Source organism: Anabaena cylindrica UHCC 0172 (assembly GCF_034931625.1).
Lineage (GTDB): Bacteria > Cyanobacteriota > Cyanobacteriia > Cyanobacteriales > Nostocaceae > Anabaena > Anabaena cylindrica_A.
Map to the genome: position 1 here is coordinate 1 of NZ_JAYGGY010000033.1, position 19,417 is coordinate 19,417.

15 protein-coding genes are annotated in these 19,417 nt (G+C 38.4%); 6 read left to right on the forward strand and 9 right to left on the reverse strand.

All coding sequences use genetic code 11. The features are described from left to right. Positions 1-93 precede the first annotated feature (93 nt). The 6 genes from VB713_RS10440 to ung all read left to right on the forward strand — a co-directional run bounded on the left by VB713_RS10440 (position 94) and on the right by ung (position 12,318). The gene (locus VB713_RS10440) at positions 94-1,419 is read left to right on the forward strand and encodes a TIGR03279 family radical SAM protein (RefSeq protein ID WP_323311521.1); all 1,326 of its coding nucleotides are present in this window, start codon (positions 94-96) and stop codon (positions 1,417-1,419) included. A gap of 99 nt (positions 1,420-1,518) precedes the next feature. After that, entirely contained in the window at positions 1,519-4,326 is a 2,808-nt protein-coding gene (locus VB713_RS10445; protein WP_323311493.1) for a family 10 glycosylhydrolase, read from the forward strand. Between the two features lie 697 nt (positions 4,327-5,023). After that, positions 5,024-9,862 (forward strand): PAS domain S-box protein, encoded by a 4,839-nt coding sequence (locus VB713_RS10450; protein ID WP_323311494.1) that lies wholly within the window; start codon positions 5,024-5,026, stop codon positions 9,860-9,862. 8 nt (positions 9,863-9,870) lie between these two features. Continuing rightward, positions 9,871-11,082, forward strand: coding sequence for an EAL domain-containing response regulator (locus VB713_RS10455; protein WP_323311495.1), 1,212 nt, complete (start codon positions 9,871-9,873; stop codon positions 11,080-11,082). Between the two features lie 169 nt (positions 11,083-11,251). After that, the gene (locus tag VB713_RS10460; protein WP_323311496.1) at positions 11,252-11,641 is read left to right on the forward strand and encodes a phosphomannose isomerase type II C-terminal cupin domain; all 390 of its coding nucleotides are present in this window, start codon (positions 11,252-11,254) and stop codon (positions 11,639-11,641) included. Then, positions 11,638-12,318, forward strand: a complete 681-nt coding sequence (gene ung, locus VB713_RS10465) for a uracil-DNA glycosylase (RefSeq protein WP_323311497.1) — start codon at positions 11,638-11,640, stop codon at positions 12,316-12,318. The genes VB713_RS10460 and ung overlap by 4 nt, the downstream gene beginning before the upstream one ends. A gap of 149 nt (positions 12,319-12,467) precedes the next feature. Here ung and VB713_RS10470 read toward each other — a convergent pair whose 3' ends face one another. The 9 genes from VB713_RS10470 to dndD form a co-directional block, all read right to left on the reverse strand. Next, complete coding sequence (locus tag VB713_RS10470) at positions 12,468-13,226, reverse strand: HEAT repeat domain-containing protein (protein ID WP_323311498.1); 759 nt, start codon at positions 13,224-13,226, stop codon at positions 12,468-12,470. 96 nt (positions 13,227-13,322) lie between these two features. Next, on the reverse strand, positions 13,323-13,883 hold the full coding sequence (locus VB713_RS10475; RefSeq protein ID WP_323311499.1) for a GNAT family N-acetyltransferase: 561 nt from the start codon (positions 13,881-13,883) through the stop codon (positions 13,323-13,325). A 57-nt stretch (positions 13,884-13,940) separates the two neighbouring features. Beyond that, a complete protein-coding gene (locus VB713_RS10480) occupies positions 13,941-14,102 on the reverse strand; it encodes a hypothetical protein (RefSeq protein ID WP_323311523.1) in 162 nt (53 codons plus the stop codon). Positions 14,103-14,155: 53 nt separating this feature from the next. Continuing rightward, entirely contained in the window at positions 14,156-14,557 is a 402-nt protein-coding gene (locus tag VB713_RS10485; RefSeq protein WP_015216822.1) for a hypothetical protein, read from the reverse strand. Beyond that, positions 14,542-16,053 (reverse strand): AmpG family muropeptide MFS transporter, encoded by a 1,512-nt coding sequence (locus tag VB713_RS10490; protein WP_323311500.1) that lies wholly within the window; start codon positions 16,051-16,053, stop codon positions 14,542-14,544. Before VB713_RS10490 ends, VB713_RS10485 begins: the two co-directional genes overlap by 16 nt. 25 nt (positions 16,054-16,078) lie before the next feature. Then, on the reverse strand, positions 16,079-16,474 hold the full coding sequence (gene dndE, locus VB713_RS10495; RefSeq protein ID WP_323311501.1) for a DNA sulfur modification protein DndE: 396 nt from the start codon (positions 16,472-16,474) through the stop codon (positions 16,079-16,081). 75 nt (positions 16,475-16,549) lie between these two features. Then, the gene (locus VB713_RS10500) at positions 16,550-16,993 is read right to left on the reverse strand and encodes an HNH endonuclease signature motif containing protein (protein ID WP_323311502.1); all 444 of its coding nucleotides are present in this window, start codon (positions 16,991-16,993) and stop codon (positions 16,550-16,552) included. Between the two features lie 2 nt (positions 16,994-16,995). Then, the gene (locus VB713_RS10505; protein ID WP_323311503.1) at positions 16,996-17,274 is read right to left on the reverse strand and encodes a hypothetical protein; all 279 of its coding nucleotides are present in this window, start codon (positions 17,272-17,274) and stop codon (positions 16,996-16,998) included. A gap of 30 nt (positions 17,275-17,304) precedes the next feature. Next, positions 17,305-19,293 carry a DNA sulfur modification protein DndD gene (dndD, locus tag VB713_RS10510; RefSeq protein WP_323311504.1) on the reverse strand — a complete coding sequence of 663 codons (1,989 nt, stop codon included), beginning with the start codon at positions 19,291-19,293 and terminating at the stop codon, positions 17,305-17,307. Between the last annotated feature and the right edge of the window lie 124 nt (positions 19,294-19,417).

Here is a 19,417-nt window from a genome sequence, read left to right on the forward strand (position 1 = left end):
CCAATTACCAATTACCAATTACCAATTACCAATTACCAATTACCAATTACCGATTACCAATTACCAATTACCAATTACCAATTAGCATTTTCCATGACTACCATCCATCCTGCCAAAATTACCAAGGTGCTTCCCGAATCAATTGCTGCCGAAATTGGCTTTGAAGCGGGTGATGCGATTGTTGCTATTAATGGGACACAACCCCGTGATTTAATTGATTATCAGTTTTTATGTGCTGATGAAGTTTTAGAACTAGAGGTTTTAGATACATCTGGTAAAACCCATCATCTTGAAATTGAAAAAGATTATGATGATGACTTAGGACTAGAATTTGAAACTGCTTTATTTGATGGTTTAATTCAGTGTAATAACCGTTGTCCCTTTTGCTTTATTGACCAACAACCACCAGGTAAGCGTTCTAGCTTGTACTTCAAAGATGATGATTATCGGCTAAGTTTTTTGTATGGTTCTTATCTAACTCTCACTAATTTACCGGAGAAAGAATGGCAGCGTATTGAACAAATGCGTTTATCTCCCTTATATGTTTCCATTCATGCCACAGAACCGGAAATAAGAACTAGACTATTAAAAAATAATCGTGCAGGGCAGATTTTAAAACAACTCAAATGGTTTCAAGAAAGACGATTACAAATTCATGCTCAAGTAGTGGTTTGTCCGGGGATCAATGATGGTGAACATCTAGAACAAACATTGAGAGATTTAACATCTTTTCATACTGGAGAAATACCTGCGGTAGCATCAATAGCAGTTGTTCCCGTTGGTTTGACACGATTTCGTCCCCAAGAAGATGAACTCGTACCCGTGACACGAGAAAAAGCGCAGGAAGTAATTTCTCAAGTTAAATTACTCTCTCTTGAATTTCGGCAAAAATTTGGTTCTAGTGTAGCTTGGTTAGCTGATGAATGGTTTTTGATTGCTGGTGAAGAATTACCTAGCGAAGCTGAATATGAGGAATATCCTCAAATTGATAATGGTGTTGGTTCTATTCGGTTGTTTATCAAGCAATTTACCCAAGCTGCTAACGAATTACTACCATCAAAAGTATCTCCTCACAGAAAATTAACCTGGGTTGTCGGTAACGCTGTGGAACAGGCATTTAAACCTATCGTCAAACAATTAAATGCTGTGGCAGGTTTAGAGGTAAATATGCGTGCATTATGTAGCGATTATTGGGGACAAAATATCAGTGTTACGGGATTATTAACCGGACATGATTTACTTTTGAACTTAAAAGGGCAAGATTTAGGTGAGGGTATTTTGTTGCCCAGTGTTATGCTCAAGCATGGTGAATTAATATTTTTAGATGATGCCAGTATTGAAGATGTAGCACGTCAACTAAATACCCAAATATTCCCAGTAGCAGGAGTTGAGGATTTAATAAATACTTGTATTTCCTGAAAACTGGGAACTTCCAATTTAAAAAATATCCAATTTGTAGGGTGTGTTAGACAGCGGTAACACACCCTAAGAACTGAATTAGTGTGTGAGGAATATCTGGTGCATAATCATATAAAAATTAAAATTGCGAGTTTGTTTATTGTAAATATTAATTTTTTGGTTTTTAATTTATTGGAAATATTGCCAACAAAAGCGGCAACAGAAATAAATGTATTGGGTGTAATTAAAAGCCAAGAGAATAGCAATCAATGGAAAGGAATCACTAACCGCTTACAGGCTGTAGGTGCAAAATATTGCGTAATTCCTCTAGATAGTGTGAAAAATGTAGCCGATTTAGGTAAGCAACAAGTGTTGTTATTGCCGAATATCGAGGTTTTAACGCCATTACAAGCGATCGCACTAGAAGAATGGATGAGTCGGGGAGGACGCTTAATTGCCAGTGGCCCTATAGGTAGTTTATCAACCCCAGGAGTGCGCCAGTTATTGCGAACTTTGTTAGGGGGTTATTGGGCATTTAGCCTCAATGAAGCTCAAGAGTTGCAACCAGCAAAAACACAGCCCCCAGAATGGGCAAACCGAAAAGAACTCTTTGGTAAAGTTGTAGGTGCTGTCATGATTTCTGATCATCCTAGCACTCAGGTTGCTGCTGTTTGGAACTCCCAAGATCAGCAATCAGCAGTGCTGACAACCGAGCGTTCCACTTTATTAGGTTGGCGCTTAGGAACAGATACTGCTGCAACAGCCGATTTAGATACCGCTTGGTTAAAAGCTGCACTCAGTCGTTATTTAAAATGGCCAAATACAAAAATTGTGGGAGAGGCTGCTAATTGTCCTCCTGCTTTAGAAAATGCGTCAACTACTGCACAAAGCCCTGCACTCAGCAACATTAATCCACCCAAGACTAGAAACCAGCCTAGACGGGTTATTCCTCAGAAAAAGCCCAATTTGCCCAAGACTAGAAATCAGCCTAGACGAGTTATTGCTCAGAAAAAGCCCAATTTACCCAAGACTAGAATCCGGACTACACAGGTAAATTCTCGGCAACCTAAACCTCAATCCAAACCTGTTTCTCAAAATTTTCAGGAGGCAATTGACCAACTAGAAACAGCAGTTCGGTTGGATGTTTTACCTAATTCTAATCAGCCAATTGATAGTAAGGATGCAGTAGCACTTCAAAAAGAATTAGAAAATCTGATTGGTCGAGTGGAAAGCGCCAATTTAGCAGCTTCAGTTCATGGTTATGATAATGTCAGTAAACTCCAAAATTTAAAATTAGAAAGGGAAAAATTAGTATCTACTGGATTAGAAACTACAGACCTCAGTTTAGAGGAAAACTTAGCCCAGGCTAGGGAAGTTGCCAAAAATATTCCTGTGTTAATTGCCCAAAAAAAATATGCCTTGGCTCGTCAGCAGTGGTTAAAGACAAAGACGAATTTATGGCAGCAGTTTCCTATTAATCAACGCATAGCTCAACCAGAAATTCGTGCAGTTTGGTTAGATAGAGGCACAATTGTTAAAGCTGGAAATGAAGCGGGATTAGTGCAGATTTTTGATCGTTTGTCCCAAACTGGGATTAACACCATATTTTTTGAAACTGTCAACGCCGGTTATACAATTTATCCTAGTCAGGTTGCACCACAACAAAACCCATTAATTAAAGATTGGGACCCCTTAGCAGTGGCTGTGAAATTAGCCCATGCCAGAGGAATGGAACTACACGCTTGGGTTTGGACTTTTGCCGCTGGTAATCGCCCTCACAATGAAATTATCAATGTCAGCCCTGATTATCCAGGCCCTGTGTTGGCTGCTAATCCTAATTGGGCAAACTATGATCAACGTGGACAAATGATCCCCAGTGGTCAAACTAAGCCTTTTTTAGATCCAGCTAATCCTGAAGTACGTCAATATTTATTAAAACTGTACGAAGAAATTTTGACTCAGTATCAGGTGGATGGTCTACATTTAGATTACATTCGTTATCCTTTTCAAGATCCTTTTGTGGGTAAAATTTACGGTTATGGTAAAGCAGCAAGAGAGCAATTTCAACAATTAACTGGTGTAGATCCTGTGAATATTGCTCCTACGCAGAGAGATTTGTGGCACAAATGGACAACATTTCGCACCGAACAAGTTGATAGCTTTGTTGCTGAAGTATCACAGATGTTACGCCAAAAGCGAGCTAATTTAATTTTATCTGTGGCTGTATTTCCGTTACCAGAATATGAAAGGGTGCAAAAGATTCAACAGCGTTGGGAAGTTTGGGCTAGACGAGGAGATATAGATTTAGTTGTGCCGATGACTTATGCTTTGGATACTCCTCGTTTTCAACGACTGGCGCAACCTTGGATTAACTCTACTAAGTTAGGTTCTACTTTGTTGGTTCCGGGAATTCGGTTGCTGTCGTTGCCAACAGTGGGGGCTTTTGATCAACTGCAAATGTTGAGAGATTTACCTGTAAGTGGTTATGCACTCTTTGCCGCAGATAATTTCAATAATAAGTTGGACGAAATATTTAATAATACCCAAGGTAAGTTACAAAATTCCAAAAATGAGCCTATTCCTCAGCGTCAGCCATTTCGTACTGCGGCTTTTCGCTACATGGCTCTAGAAAAAGAATGGCAATTTGTGCGAGAAAAGGGTCAATTACAAATGTCGGCAAGTACAATTTCTACTTTTAAGAACCAGTCGCAAGAATTACAAAATATTTTAAATCAACTTGCAGCTTCACCTTCTCCTCGTAATTTAATTAGTGCCAGAGCATCGCTCAATCGTTTCCAGTCTAGATTTAGAATCTGGATGATTGTGGCAGCAAAGGAAAATCCTTATCAAGTGAAAGTCTGGGAAAATAGATTGTTAACAATAGAAAGGCTATTGCGTTACGGTGAGCGGAGGGTAATAAATAAATAGAATCGTCAGGAGAAAGGAGTCAGGAGTCAGGAGTCAGGAGAGAGAAAGGAGGAAGAAGAATATTTTTCTCTTCTGTTCCCTGCCATAAAGCATTGCCTAGTCTAATGAAGTACAAAATTATCTGCGTACCCTGCGGGAAGCAAGCTATATCTGCGTCCATATGCGTTTAATTATTACTGCTTGTACCTCACTTGAATAGGAATTGCTATATCAAACATTTTGTATCCTGAATTCTTATATAGAATATGCAAGTTTTTAATAGGATGACGACTAAAATTTAAAGTCCTAAATTAAACACCATCCATATTAAAATTTGGAGTTTTTAAGGGAAGTATATTATTGAGTAGTGGGTTAATTTTTGAGCTTTACTCTGATGCCAAAAAACTATGGTTTTCAAAGTAAATGCAGTTGATATTAATTGGATAGTTACAATCTTCTTGCTTGTAGATCATGTATCTGGGCAAGTGAATCAAGAGTATAGTATTTTTTGACTAAGAATTTTACCGTATTTTCACTTATTATAATAATATTGATTTCGCGTCACAATATTTAGGGCAAGATGGTGAAATTAACTAGCTAGTAAAAAAAGCTTAAAAAGCTAATAAATTTGCTGTCTTGCCTTCTGGTACTAGATTTGAGTTCAATGTATCAGCAGTTTGAGATACTTATTTTTTGGTAGTGGCTATTTAAATCAAATATGCAAGCATCACCTCACTATTTTGTCCTCAAAAGCTTAGAGTCGATAATTTACTGTTCGGCGCTGACGGTTACGCCAGAAACATATGTCTTGGATGCGATCGCAGCAATGCCTATAATTTCTGCGGACAGATTACACCAAAACGGTGCGATCGCACCAGAAGGTATCTCGCCAATGGTTCTACAATGTCAAGGTGTTTTGATTAAATTAGCTTCAGAGGTAGTAGGATGCTTGACACCACAAGATATAGTGCAGCTTGTCGCTTCCGGTGCTGACTTAAAAAATGTCCCAATTTCTGAAGTGATGCAGACCTCAGTCATAAAACTGAATATGCAGTCATTTAATACTTTAGTAACAGTAATTTCATTATTATCTCAGTCTACATTGCAGTTGTTTGCAGTTGTAGATGAGCAAGAGCAACTGATCAACACCATCACCCCGGAAAGTATTTGTCTAGCTTTAGAGGCAGTAGGAGCAGAAATTAGTGATCTGCCTTTAACAGCATTGTGCGATCGCCAAGCGCAACCTAAAAATCACCAGAAAGTAGAAAATCAACTCCTGCAATCTCAGCAAATGTTGCAGTTAATTATGGATACTATCCCCCATAACATTTTCTGGAAAGACATAAATTCCGTCTTCTTGGGCTGTAATCGCAACTTTGCCAAAATGGTTGGTTTGGAAAATCCTCAAGATATTATCGGTAAGACAGACTATGATTTAGTTGCCAATCAGGAACAAGCAGACTTCTACCGTTTGTGTGATGCCCAAGTGATGAAAACTAATCAACCTCAATATCAAACTATTACACCTCATCAGCAAGCCAATGGCGACCAACTTTGGCTAGAAACAAACAAAGTCCCTCTGTATAATACTGAAGGAAATGTAATAGGTATTTTAGGCACATTAGAAAATATCACCGAGCGAAAACAGGCTTTAGATGCTTTAGAAAAAAGTGAAGAACGCTTTCGCTTTTTAGCTGAATCAATCCCCCAGCAAGTATGGATTGCTCATCCAGACGGCAGTCTGGAATACATCAACCAACGCACCCTAGATTACTTTGCCTGTACCTCAGAGCAAATTTTAAATTGGAAATGGCAAGAATGGGTACATCCCGATGATTTGCCAAACAGTCTTGCGGCTTGGAATATATCTCTAGCCACAGGTGCAAGTTATGAAATAGAATTCCGTCTCCTCCAGCGATCATCAGGAACCTATCGCTGGCATTTGGGACGAGCCTTACCATTGCGTAACCAACAAGGGCAAATTATCAATTGGTTTGGCACAAATACAGATATTCATGACCGCGTCACCGCAGAAGTTGCACTCCGGGAAAGTGAACGAAGATATCACACTATCACCAAAGTTTCTCCTGTGGGTTTGTTCTGTACCAATGCAGTGGGACATTTTCACTATGCTAATGACCGTTGGTGCGAAATTGCTGGTAAAGTCCCAGATGAGATAGTTGGTATTACCTGGGTCAGTGCTATTCATCCAGAAGACCAAGAGCGGATTCAAGCAGAATGGTCTCAATGTGTAAACCAAAACCTGTCATTTCGTTCCGAATATCGGTTTCAACATCCTAATGGAGAAGTCAGGTGGGTGGTTGGTCAGATAGTTGCCGAATGCTCAGAAACTGGAGAAGAGATTACTTACATTGGTACAGTCACGGATATTAGTGAAAAACAAGCTATGTTGCGCGATAGCGAAGCGCTCCGTAGGAATCACCAACGAGTAGAAGCAGCACTGGTAGAACGAGTACGATTAGCAGATTTTCGCTCGGAAGTAGATGATGTTCTAACTCAGATAGAAACTTTAGAAAATATGATGCGTGGTTGCACTGATGCTTTAGTTAAACATCTTCATGCCGCCTTTGCTCGCATCTGGATTCTGAATACAGAAGAGCAAGTATTAGAATTACAAGTCAGTTCAGGGAGATACACTCATACTGATGGAAATCACAGACTTCTGGCAGTTGGTCAATTTAAAATTGGTTTGATTGCCCAAGAAGGCAAACCCCACTTGACCAACTCTGTTCAGAATGATCCTCATATTACTAACCAAGAGTGGGCAAAGCAAGAGGGAATAGTAGCTTTCGCAGGTTATCCCTTAATTGTGGAAGGGGAAACAATAGGTGTAATTGCGATGTTTTCCTGTCAAGCCCTCACAGAAACTACTTTTAGTTCAATGGGAATTGTTGCTGATGAAATTGCCCTTGGTATTAAACGTAAACAAACTGAAGCAGCACTGCGAGAAAGCGAAGAACGTTTCCGCAACTTAGTTGAAGCTACGAGTGATTGGGTGTGGGAAGTTGATGAAAACTGTGTTTATACTTATGTCAGTCCCAAAATCCGCGATATTTTAGGTTACGAACCCCAAGAAGTATTGGGAAAAAGCCCCTTTGAATTGATGCCACCAGCAGAAGCAGAGCGTGTTATGAAGATTTTCTTACCACTTTTTGCGGCTAGACAATCATTTAAATGTGTGGAGAACACTCATTCCCATCAAAATGGAAATTTAGTGGTTATGGAAACCAATGGAGTTCCCATTTTTGATGACGAGGGCAACTTCGGTGGTTATCGCGGTATTGATCGAGATATCACTATTCGCAAGCAGGAAGCAGTAAAGTTATGGCAAATGCAACAGCAACTACAAGCTATTTTGGATAATTTTCCAGCGGTAATGTATTTACTCGATCCTGAAAATAAATATCTGCTAGTGAACCACCAATATGAAAAGCTATTTAATATTACTCAAGGGCAGATAGCAGGTAAAAGTGTGTATGATGTTTGGCCTCATGATATTGCTGAAGCATTTGCGGTCAGCAATTCTCAAGTCATGGCTGGTGGTATTCCTCTAGAAACAGAAGAAGTTGCACCCCACTCAGACGGTTTACACACCTACTTTTCTGTGAAATTTCCTTTAAAAGATGTTAATGGTACTCCTTATGCGGTTTGTGGTATTTCCACAGATATTACAGGCCGTAAACGCGATCAAGAAGAACTGCGCCAAAACGAAGAATATTTCCGTTTATTAGTAGAAGGTGTCAAAGACTATGCCATTTATATGCTTGATCCTGAAGGCAAGGTGATGAGTTGGAATTCTGGTGCAGAATGTATTACTGGGTATCAGGCATCAGAAATAATTGGGCATGATTTCTCTTGTTTTTTTCGACCAGAAGACATTTTAAGCAATATCCCAGAGCAACAATTAGAAATAGCAGCGGTTAATGGTAGATGTGAATGTGAGAGTGTTTTTCTTCGCAAAGATGGCTCTCACTTTTGGGCAAATTGTATTTTAACGCCACTATATGATGAAACAGGAAAGCAACGTGGTTTCTCTAAAGTCACCCGCGACATCACAGAACGCAAATTAACAGAAAAGTCTTTATTAAGGTTGCATAAGGCAATAGAAAGCACAAGTGATGCTATTAGTATTACAGATATTACTGGCAAGGCTATCTATGTCAATCCTGCTTTTGTAGAAGTATTTGATTATACTTTCTCTCAATTGAATAATTGCGGTGGATTATCAGCTAATTTTACCAAAAAAGAAATATTTAACCAAATATTTAAGACTGTCCAGAGAGGTGAACCTTGGCGTGGTGAAGTAACTATGCAAACTCGTGGTCATCAAAATGTCCAAGTTGATTTGCGTATTGATGCCATTAAAGATAGTACTGGTAAGATAGTTTCATTCGTTAGTATTTATACAGATATAACTCAGCGAAAATTAATCGAGGAAGGTTTAAGACTGCGCGATCGCGCGATCGCTGCCAGCAGTAACGGTATTGTCATAGCTGATGTCACCAGCCCAGATAGTTCAATTATCTATGTTAATCCAGCTTTTGAACGGATGACTGGCTACTCAGCAGCAGAAGTCATGGGGCAAAACTTTCGTTTGCTTCAAGGTGTTGATATTCATCAAACAGGATTACAAGAACTTAGCACTGCTATGCAAACAGGACAAGACTGCACTGTAATTCTACGTAACTATCGTCAAGACGGCAGCCTATTTTGGCAAGAGTTAAATATTTCCCCCGTTTATGACACAGATGGTTATTTAACTCACTACATTGGTATTCAAACTGATATCACCAATCGTAAGCAATTAGAGCAAGAACTGAGAGTAGCACTAGAGAAAGAAAAGGAACTCAACGAACTCAAATCCCGCTTTATCTCTATGACTTCTCACGAATTCCGCACCCCATTAAGCACTATTCTTTCTTCCTCAGAGTTGCTAGAACATTATCGTCACAGATGGACACAAGAAAAACAACTCACTCATCTGCGTCGCATTCAAAGCGCAGTTGAGCGGATCACAGAAATGTTAAATGATATTTTGATGATCGGCAAGGCAGAAGCAGGAAAATTGGAATATAGGCCATTATTCTTTGATTTAGTCGAATACTGCCGTCACTTGGTGGAAGAATTACAGTTGAATCTGAAAAATCAACACTTGTTATCTTTTAGCAGTGATTATGAATCTATATCCTGCTATATGGATGACAAATTAGTTGGACATATTCTGAGTAATTTACTCTCCAATGCCCTCAAATATTCCCCAGATGGTACTCTGGTTAAGTTTACCCTTACTTGTAAAAATAGACAGGCAGTATTTGAAATTCAAGATCAGGGAATTGGTATTCCTGAAGAAGATATACCTCGATTATTTGAATCTTTTCATCGGGCTAAAAATGTCGGTAATATTTTAGGGACTGGTTTAGGATTAGCTATTGTCAAAAAATGTGTGGACATTCACCAAGGTTCAATTCATGTCATCAGTCAGGTAGGCTGGGGTACAAAGTTTACTGTTAAACTACCAATGAAAAATATAATATGAGGTAAAATATGCATAAGATTTTAATAATTGAAGATGAAGAATCAGTTCGAGAAAATATTTTAGATTTACTAATAGCAGAAGATTTTGAAACAATTGCTGCTGCTAATGGCAGAATTGGTTTAAATTTGGCTATATCGGAAATACCAGATTTAATTTTGTGCGACATGATGATGCCAGAACTTAATGGTTATGAGGTATTAACAGCATTAAAAAAAGAGCCAATAACTGCAACAATTCCCTTTATTTTTTTGACTGCTAAATCTGCTAAATCTGATTTTCGTCAAGGTATGGATATGGGAGCAGATGATTATCTAACTAAACCATTCACTCGTTCTGAATTATTGAGTGCTATACTCAATAAATTAGAAAAATATGCAAATTTAAGAAAATATTTATCATATCAAACTGCAATTAATAAACTAACTCCTAGAATGCAGTTATTAGACAAAAAATTACACCAGGCTATTATAGATAATCATTTTGAAGAATTCGAGATTTGTTATCAACCAATTATAGATATCTATAGTGGTAAAATAATTGGAGCAGAAAGTTTATTACGTTGGCAAAGTCATGAATTGGGATCAATATCACCAACTGAGTTTATTCCTATAGCAGAATCTAATGGTTTAATTGTGACTATTGGTAAGTGGGTATTACAAAAAGTTTGTCAACAAATTAAAATCTGGCGTAGTGCCGGGATTAATTCTTTGACTATCTCTGTCAATTTGTCAGCAATTGAATTTAATCAACCAGATTTAATTAGCCAAATAATAGACTTGATTAAGTCAAATAATTTGGAAATGCCAGGGCTGGAAATTGAACTAACAGAAAGCATGATTATGCAAGATGTTAATAGTGCAATCACTACCATGAATCAATTACGTTCGTTGGGTATCAAAATTGCAGTAGATGATTTTGGTACTGGCTATTCTTCATTAAGCTATCTAAAATATTTTCCCATTAACACACTTAAGATTGATCGTTGTTTTATTCAAAATATTACCCAAGATTATCAAAAAGCTGCAATTACAAAAGCCTTGATTCAAATGGGTCATAGCTTAAATCTTAAAATAGTTGCTGAAGGCGTAGAAACAGAATCAGAATTATCATTTTTGCGACAACAAAATTGTGATGCTATTCAAGGATTTCTATTTAGTTCTGCATTATCAAAACTAGAATTTGAGAAGTTTGTATTATCTAATAAATCCTTGTTTATCTAAGCAATGTTTATGTGGGGCTTGCTGAATAAACCTAAAATCTTCATGAATAAAGTCACTAAAATAATTTTTCAGCAAACCCCTATGTATAATATAATGGGGTATCAAATTCAGAAATGAGTGATTTTACCTCTTGTTGTTAATTATTGATTTAAGGTAGGAAAATTCAGTTATGAATCAGCATGAGAATGAGCTTCAGCCCAATGTAGATAACTCTTCTCCTCATTCCGGTGAACGTTACTGGGGTAATGTGGAAGTTTTAGAAGAGGGTGAAAATTATAGAATTAGTCGTGTAGAAATTAAGCCTAGACACGGCATTAAAGCACAAATTCATTATCATCGACATGAACATTGGGTTGTAGTGTCTGGTGTGGCAAAAGTAACTTGTGGTGATGAAGAAATATTGCTCAATTGTAATCAGTCAACTTATGTACCCGCAGCAACTCTACATAAGGTAGAAAATCCAGGATCTATTACTCTAGTGATTTTAGAAATTCAAAATGGTGAGTATTTGGGCGAAGATGATATAGAACGACCATTTGAGTTAACTTCAGTTCAATGAAAAATCTCCAACTGCCTATTGATTGGCAAGCTGTTCTTGATGATGAATTGACAAAACCCTACTTTGATAAACTCCAAGCATTCTTGGTAGAGGATAGCTTGTCCCATAATATTTATCCGCCAGAAAAAGATGTTTTTTCGGCTTTTGAATTGACACCATATGAGGAAGTTAATGTTTTGTTACTGGGGCAAGATCCTTACCATAATGAAAACCAAGCACATGGGTTATGCTTTTCCGTCAAACCGGGGATCAAACCACCTCCATCATTGATGAATATATTTAAAGAACTCAAAGCAGATGTGGGACTTGATATTCCCAATCATGGTTATCTTGTCCAGTGGGCTAAACAGGGTATATTGATGCTCAATGCGGTACTCACTGTGAGGGCGCATACACCAAATTCTCACAAAAATAAAGGTTGGGAAACTTTTACAGATGCGGTAATTAATAAAGTTAACGAGAAACCTGAATCGGTGATTTTTGTTTTGTGGGGTGGGTATGCACAAAAAAAGTTAAAGTTAATAGATACCAATCGGCATAAAGTTATACAATCGGCTCATCCTTCACCATTTTCTGCACGAAACGGCTTTTTTGGCAGCAAACCCTTTTCAGCTATTAATGCTGCTTTAAGGAGTTGGGATAAGCCGGAGATTGATTGGGAAGTTGGTAATTGGTGATTGGTGATTGGTAAGTATTCAGGATAGAGAATACAGAAGTTATGAAAATAAAGGCTTTTCGAGTCAGTTTTGAGAATTTTGATAAAATCTCACTTTTCTATATTCTTCATTTCATAAGCATTCTAACTCCTGATTCCTGAATTCTTAAATTAAAACCAACCTTCTTGTTCTAGGGTTTCAATCAACTGCAAACCACGAGGATCACCGACTCCCAAAAGTGCGGCTTTGGCATCTTCTCGGACTCCCAAATCTTGGTCTTCAGCAAAAGCTTGAATTAAGGCATCAATTGCTGTGGCATAAACTACGTTAGAAGGCAATTCTTTGCACAGTTGCCCAATTGTCCAAGCGCAGTTACTGCGTACTGCGGCTATGGGATCTTGGACAAGGGCTTCAATTAAGGGGGGAATTGCGCCCACAATTACTTCATAACCCACTCCTGCCATCTGCGCTAGGGCGCTGGCTGCCCACAGACGGACGGCGGAGATGTCGGTTCTTAAAGAGTCTGCTAGGGGTGCTAAGGAACGGCGATCGCGACAGTTGCCTAAAGCCCAAACTATACCTTTTCGCACATAACCATTCCAATCTCGATTGAGTTGAGTAATTAATGGCTCGACTGCATCTTGACTGGGATTTCTTCCCAAGGCGTAAGCTGCACTAACTCGGACTAAGGGACAGTTATCGGTTAAGAGGCTAATGAGATGGGGAATTGCTTTTTCATATTCGATATCACAGAAAGCCCGCGCTGCTAACATTCTTTGTTGGGACTGAGGATGTGTCAGGAGTGCCAGCATTAATTCTGGATCAGGTTTTGCCACTTCTGATTCAGCAGTAAGTGGTTCTATGCAGTCTAGGGGGCTTTCTAGCTCCACTTCGGCATCAAGTAGGCTTAGGTCATCTTCATCGTACATAATTATTCCGGTTTAATCGCCGCGAGGGATCAATTCATTACCCCCTATACCAACAAGAAAAACCCTGATAGATATTTAGTTAAATAATTATACAGGCTAATGGAGTGGTTTTACCATCCATAGGGATTGTGTTTGATAACCTTGGTGATGATAAAGCTGTAATGCGGGTGTGTTGGACTGAAAGACTTGCAGAGCGATTTGGCGATCGCCTCTTTGTTTTGCCCAATTTTCTACATGATTCATCAAGGCTTTACCAATTCCTCGACGGCGATGTTCTGGAACAACGTAGAGGAGGAAAATGTGAGTATGGCGATCGCCCTTTATTTGATCTATAGCATTGCCTACCCATAGACAAGCGATGGGTAATTGGTGATTGGTGATTGGTAATTGGTGATTGGTAATGGGTGATTGATATTTCTCTTCTACTCCCCCTGCATCCTGCACTTTGCCCTCTTGCCTCTCCTGCGCCCCTACGTCTTCATATACCCACCATAAAGGGGTTTCGGTAGAGAAATATTGCTCAACTGTCAGAGCTAAATGTGAGAAATCTTGATCTGAGAACATTTCTTGGTAAGTGCGTTGCATGAACTTTACCAGAATTGCTCTATCTACAGTTGAGCCTCGACGAATGTGGTAGCCGGGTAGTAATAAATTCAAAATTCAGGAGATGGGGAGGCGAGGAGGATGAAGGAGAGGGAGATGTTAATAACCCAATTACCAATTACCAATTACCATCCCAATTGGTGCGGGTGCTGCCATATCGGAAGGTAGAAAAATGCGAGCGCTGACGGCGACTAAGGCCAAGGTAAATATCAGCACAGCGATTAAAGGGGCGATGTATTGACGAAAAATAGCCATCATAGTATGGGTTGTCATTAGTTAGGGATTTTCTAAAAAATTAGTTGAGCAAAACACTCAATACTCGTTACTTACCGCTGTTCACGATCCAAATCATCTAGTACCCTCTCACAGTACCAATTTTCTGGCATACCAGGATAATTTTGCTTGGCCTGCTCAATTAATCTCTCAGCAGCGGCAACATCGCCAGATAACCTAGCTATGAGTCGGTTTTTTAAGTAGTTACCAGTTACTTCTTCGTCTACCTGTTTGGGTATGCCGTTTTTGAAGGGCTGTGAAGGTTCTCGCCGTAACTGCCAAAATAAAACGTAATAGAGTGTGCCAAAGATTAAAATCAAACTGATTGTGCCTAGGAGAGTGAGGAGGTTAAACCCCAGAAATCCTAAAACTAACTGGGAAAGCACGTACCCCAGTAATAAACCTGTGACGATGAGGACGAATGTACCGACAAGAATAACTACTTGGTTCCCCATATATCCTCTTCTTCTGGCTCAATTCCTGGTCTGGTGACTGCCTCTGGTTTTGGATTCCAGGGGGCAACAATGGGTAAAAGTAGTAAGCCTGGTATGGCTGCTACCATAGAAAGCAAGAAAAATGAAGGCCAGCCTGTGGCTTTTGCCCAATCTCCTGCGGGTGCTGAAAGAACGTCTCGACTCAGAGCCATGAGGCTAGAAAATAAAGCAAATTGAGTAGTGGTGAAGTTATGGCTACAGAGACTCATCAAGTAAGCTACTGTCGCCACTGTTACTAATCCGGCACTAGTGTTTTCAATCATAATGGCGATCGCTAACATTGAATAATCTTTGCCAGTAATAGCTAGTGCATAATAACCCAAGTTGCTGAGTAATTGCAGTACACCAAATATCCAGAGGGCGCGATTGATGCCGATTCTAGACATTATTATCCCACCTAAGATGACTCCAACGGTAGTAGCTACTAATCCAATAATGTAGACCGTTGCTAGTTCTGTGTTGTCAAACTTAATTTCTTTAGCAAATAAGTTGGCAGTTATTCCCACTAGGGAGTCACCTAGCTTGTAAAGAATAATAAAAACTAGAGTTAGAATTGATCTTGTTAATCCAAATTGCTTAAAAAAGATTTGTAGTGGCAGGAAGACTGCTTCTTGTAGTGTTTGTGGGGTTAGGGTTCGTTGTTGATCATCTAGTTGTGGGTGGGGCATGACGAGTGATGCACCAATCCAAGCGACAAGCAAACTACCTAAAATCCAATAGAAGACTTTTAAGGGAATATATTCGGAAATTACACCACCGACTAAGCCAATAATGACCGTGAGGATGATGAAAAGAAATATGACATCTTTTAAGTTTAAAGCTGCATGATTTGTGGATATATTTTCTGGTGTTAGTTCTCCCGGAACCCATAGGGTAGTAAATACACCCACCAGCATAAATCCTGCCATCAGCAAATAAACGATATTCCAAGGTAAAAACGCCGCGAACCAAGCAGCTAGGGAAAAAGCGACAAAGAGGGCGACACGATACCCTAAAACCCACAGTGATGCGCCAGTTTCTAATTCCAATGGATTAAGAATTTCAGTGCGGTAGGCATCACCAACAATGTCTTGAGTGGCGCTTAAAAATGCAATTACAAAAGATATAATTGCCAAAATCATTAAAACTTGTGTATTTTGGCTGGGTGTTTGCAGTGCCATTGATGCAATAGCAATGACTAAACCAATTTGGGTTAAAAACAACCAACCCCTTCTTCCACCTAAAAATGGAGGGGAAAAGCGGTCAACCAGGGGAGACCAAATGAATTTTAGGGAGTATGGTAAGCTAACCAATCCAAATAGAGTAATTTTAGCTATATCAACTTCGGCATCTTTCATCCATAGCTGGAGGGTTCGGGTAATCAAAAATAGAGGTAAGCCGGATGAGAAGCCTAACAGAAGCAACCCAGCCATTTTGCGGCTTTGAAATGCCTGTCGGAGTGCTTGAATCTCTTTCATATTGGCTGGACATTACAGTACAGAATCAGGATCTTACTTTCTTTGTGGCGATTTCAATTAAATCTTCAATTTTCTTGATATTCTGATCCCCTGCTAAATAACCAATTCCACGATGTAAATGTAAGCGAAATTGCGTAATTAGGGTTTCTTTATCTGTATCTAATCCGTCATTGTAGCAGCGTTGTTTTAGAGCTAAAAGCAAAATATCTGATATTTCTCCACCGAAAACGCGCCATGTCATTTCGACGTTGCTATCTTGGGGTATGGGTACGGGAGATGGTGCGGTTGTTTCTGCAAGGGAACGACAAAATGCCCACCGACATAATATGTTCCATTGGTCGATTTTGGTGCTGCGTTTGAGTTTGAGAAGTTGTTCTTTGGCTGTTTGAGAAAGTTTAATTCGTTCTATTGGTGATTCCATTATTTTTTTGATTAACTAACCGCAGAGGACACAGAGGGAAGAAAGAAGGAACAAGTATAAAAATTTGGCGTAACTTTATGAAGACATGGGATCTTCTGGAGGTGGATGACGATTAATGGCTTTATCAGCAGCACGAATATTGATAATTCTTTCTCTATTTAAATCTAGTGTTGCTATAGTTGCCTTTCCTATAGGTGTCAAACCAATAATTATTAATCCATCCGCTGTCCAGATAAAATGATCATTCCACAAGCTTTTTCTAGGGTTAAATAATTCAACTTGATTACCAGATTCAGGATTTATACCTGTGATCTTATTTGATTTTCTGCGGTTACAATGAAAACAAGCTAGTGCTAAATTATCTATAGTATTTTTGCCATTTTTACTTAATGGAATTACATGATCTACTGTAAATAATACATATTGCCATCTTTCTGAAGCGTGACAATATTCGCATAGTTCTAATGCGCGTTGACGTACTTGTTGCTGAATTGAATCTGTTATTTTCCGACTTGACACTTTTATATAGTTTGGTTATTTTGATTTTGGGCTAGATTACGAACAACACGATTTAAAAAACTGAGATAATCATCTATTTCTTCATAGCTATCTAATTCTTGTTCTTCTTCTGGTGTGAGTTGAGAATCTTGTTGTTGTAAGAGTAATATTTCAATGCGATTCTGTACACTACTAGAAGCGCGAAAGATAGGTGTTCCTTCTTGTAACTCGATTCTGATAGCACCTTCTAAGGGTAAGGTAGCAGGTAAATTATGTAAGGTTGGTAGTAAAGGAATTATCATATTTAAATCTGTGAAATACTAAATAAGATTTTACCAAAAATAACCAGGTTTTATTGTAGTTTTTCGTTGACCGGAGTTATATTGAAGTAGGTATTCGCGGGCTATGGCTTCAGTTTCTTGGAGTGCTTGATATTCTTTTTTGCCGATTTCGGTGTCAGTGGAAAGGAGGATGACTTGATGACTGGCTGAGGGGAAGTATCTTTCTACTAGGTTGTTACGGTGGGAGGAGTCGAGTCTTCCTAGTGGGGTATCTATGGCTACTGGTAAGCGTCTTCCTGAAACTTTGGCTAGTCCCCACAAAAATGCGATCGCTAATAGTTGTTTTTCCCCAGCAGAAAGTCGATGTTTGGGAACTGGTTTACCGTTTAAATCATATAAAGATAATCCAAATGTTTTACTATCAATAGCAATGCGATGTACTAAATCAGATTTATGTAATAAATATAGAAAACAGTTTTTTACTTCTTCTTCTAATTTATTCAATTTTCTCAAAGTTAATCTTTCTCGAAATTCCTTTAATGTCGCTTGCACTTTCGCAGCCGAATTAATAATATGTTCACTATCTTTATATTTTAGATTTTCTACAGTATATTCATTTAGTTCTTGTCTTAATCTCTTGATTTCTACCTCTAACTCTATTAATTCCCGACTCATTATCTCAGCCTGGGATTGAATCTTATTAAATTCAGTTTGTGTCTGTTTTACAGCCTTTTGCAATTTTGTATATTCTTCCGGTGCAGCCGCAGTTTGTACTTGTCTTTCTAAAGTTAATATTTCTTCTTCATAATTACTTAATTCATCTAACTGCTTTTGGGCTGTACTTTGAGCAATTTGTAAACGATAAGTTATATTGTCAAGTAAACTTAAACTTTCTTCATCTCCATTTAACCAAGTATTTTCTGTTGATAAATTATTGGTATACAAATTATTGATATCTTCAGCTAGAAAAGATTGAATATTAGTAACTTTATTAGATTCCAAATTTAATTGTTGCAGCCAATTAAGTAATCGTTCATCTCTAGCAATTAATACATCCTTAGCTAATTGAATTTGTTGAGTTTTAAGTTCTTTTTCTCCTTGGTGTTGGACTTGAGATAATAAAGGACTAATTAACGCCAAAGGTAATACATCAGCAGCTAATTCACATAACGATTCACGGACGTTATTAGCAACTTTAATTTTCTCTTCCCTTTGTTGTTCTAATTGGCTACGTTCAGCGGCAATTTTACCACCTTCATTTACAAATCTATCTAAAGCTTCTTCATGAATTTTTTCTAATTCTGTAACTTCAATATTCAGATTTTCTAGTTTTATCTGATTATTTTCATATTCTTCCTGTTTTTCATTGAGTCGGGTTTCAATTTCTTCTAATTTAGCCAAATCTTTATTATCTGCAAATTCTCGTTTTTTGCGATTTACTAAAATCTCCAAATCAATTGCTAACTTATCTGCTAACTCTAAACCCAAAAGTCCGTTAATAGCATCAACCACAATTGGTGGTGGTATTTCCTGTTCTGCTAGTTCCTTAACTTGTTCACCGTCAAATAAAAACAAATTAGAAATACCTAAAGGTAAAATATTTTCTATATATTCATCCCAGATATTCACCAGTGAATCAATCGGCCAAGTTTCATCATCACCTAAAATTCCTAAATGGTCTTTACCATCTTTAGGATTTTTTTCCCAAGTCCGAACAACACGATATCTAACAGGTTTGTCTTCTTCAATATGTTCAAAAACTAATTCAATTCTGGTTTTTTCAATAGAGTCGGCTTTACTATTAACACATTGGGTTAAAAAATCACTATAACTGAGATTACCGCGAGTTGAACATTGGGCGCGTTGTCCATATAAAGCGAGACGAATAGCATCCATAAGGGTAGTTTTTCCCCCACCATTCATTCCCCCAAAAAGGATAATCGGGCGTGTATTATCCTCATCAATTTTCGGGTTGAGGTTGATAACTTGTCTCCCGGAGTATGGACCAAAATTTTGCAGGACTAATTCAAGAAATATCATGGTGATTCAGATTATTTAACAATATCGGGCGAACAGAATTCGCAGCTACACAGGCAAAACCCACCTTCGTGGGTTAACCCGGATTTCTCACAAATACTACGATTATACTTCCTATAATCCTTAT

Coding starts and splice junctions, on each gene's coding strand:
- ung (WP_323311497.1), top strand. CDS start 11,638: ATGAAAAATCTCCAACTGCCTATTGATTGGCAAGCTGTTCTTGATGAT.
- dndE (WP_323311501.1), bottom strand. CDS start 16,474: ATGGAATCACCAATAGAACGAATTAAACTTTCTCAAACAGCCAAAGAA.
- VB713_RS10440 (WP_323311521.1), top strand. CDS start 94: ATGACTACCATCCATCCTGCCAAAATTACCAAGGTGCTTCCCGAATCA.
- VB713_RS10490 (WP_323311500.1), bottom strand. CDS start 16,053: ATGAAAGAGATTCAAGCACTCCGACAGGCATTTCAAAGCCGCAAAATG.
- VB713_RS10485 (WP_015216822.1), bottom strand. CDS start 14,557: ATGGGGAACCAAGTAGTTATTCTTGTCGGTACATTCGTCCTCATCGTC.
- VB713_RS10455 (WP_323311495.1), top strand. CDS start 9,871: ATGCATAAGATTTTAATAATTGAAGATGAAGAATCAGTTCGAGAAAAT.
- VB713_RS10460 (WP_323311496.1), top strand. CDS start 11,252: ATGAATCAGCATGAGAATGAGCTTCAGCCCAATGTAGATAACTCTTCT.
- VB713_RS10470 (WP_323311498.1), bottom strand. CDS start 13,226: ATGTACGATGAAGATGACCTAAGCCTACTTGATGCCGAAGTGGAGCTA.
- dndD (WP_323311504.1), bottom strand. CDS start 19,293: ATGATATTTCTTGAATTAGTCCTGCAAAATTTTGGTCCATACTCCGGG.
- VB713_RS10450 (WP_323311494.1), top strand. CDS start 5,024: ATGCAAGCATCACCTCACTATTTTGTCCTCAAAAGCTTAGAGTCGATA.
- VB713_RS10480 (WP_323311523.1), bottom strand. CDS start 14,102: ATGACAACCCATACTATGATGGCTATTTTTCGTCAATACATCGCCCCT.
- VB713_RS10505 (WP_323311503.1), bottom strand. CDS start 17,274: ATGATAATTCCTTTACTACCAACCTTACATAATTTACCTGCTACCTTA.